Annotated in this window: 1 protein-coding gene; it reads right to left on the bottom strand. The window is 43.7% G+C overall.

The features are described 5' to 3' along the window. Nucleotides 1–756: 756 nt before the first annotated feature. Nucleotides 757–1,145: PD-(D/E)XK nuclease family transposase (locus B5G11_RS16045; protein WP_144289717.1), on the bottom strand; the 389-nt coding region annotated here is incomplete at its 5' end.

Genomic DNA, 1,145 nt, shown 5'->3' with positions numbered 1-1,145 from the left:
TAACCTGCAAAAGCACTGCAATAAATCCTTTTCTTGTCTTTGGATTTCTCATCAGCTCTTTGAAACACCAGTCCACGGAAGGCTTCATGATAAAATCTTCGCTTCGGGCAGTTTGTCTTCTCTTATTCTGTGTCTTTCTTTTTCTTTTGTTGTTTCTCATAATTCGATCCTTTCCCGGCTTCTCATCCACTGGAAAAGGATATTTCTGTCTGCTGTAAGTGTAGCACATTTTCTTCATTGGAAAAAGTGGTTTAGGGAATAAATGATCCTGATAGAAAAGCGAAAAAGAAACTGTCCGATTGCCAGCCATTAGATCTGCCGTATACAATAATAAGATTTGAATAATTCGGCGAATGCCTTAGAAATACGAAAAGCGAATGCTTTTCAGATATAGATAGAGTAACATATCAATAACGAAAAGACAAGAAACCAGAGTCCACTATTACAACCAAATATCGAGAAATCCTTCGCCAGAAAAGCTTAGGATTCAGTAAACGGAACATCGCACATAGCTGCGGCGTATCCCGTAACACAGTTGCCAAGGTTGTCAAGCGGGCGGCGGAAATGAATCTTTCCTGACCACTGAATCATGGCATGATCAACAGCTCACTTGGGGAAATGCCTTTCCCCAAGGTAAAATCAGCAACCAATAGAAGGCTGCCTGATGAAATGTAAGGAGAGCCGTCATCATCGTATGAACCGCTTCATTCTCCGTGATCCAATGCATGAACTCTTTCAACCTCTTTTTCCCACACCTTATTCCATAGAATGTTCTTCCAATTCTGCAAGCTTCCGGAACTCTTCCACCGTCATTTTTGCCTCTTCTGCCGCTTCTTCCAACGTCAGACGGTTCTTCCGGTAGAGACGAATCAGTGTAGACTGCTCTCCCTGTGTCATGCCACGCTCAATCCCCTGTGTAATTCCACGCTTCACGCCCCGCTGAAAGCCTCTTTTCTCGGCTCCCTCCATGTTGGACCTATAGTCGAGGATCGCTTTCTCCCTGGCCTCATACTGTAAACGTTTCTTCTCATCCAGGCTCATCTTTACTAAATCTTCGTATGCTCCTTCCAGATATTCATTTCCCTTTGCCACTTCTTTCAGCTCCTCTTTATTCTGCCCTCGAAAGAAACGCATCCACTCCATCA

Source organism: Drancourtella sp. An57, from assembly GCF_002161525.1.
Taxonomy (GTDB): Bacteria; Bacillota; Clostridia; order Lachnospirales; family Lachnospiraceae; genus Sellimonas; species Sellimonas catena.
This window is presented reverse-complemented; position numbering and strand designations above follow the sequence as displayed.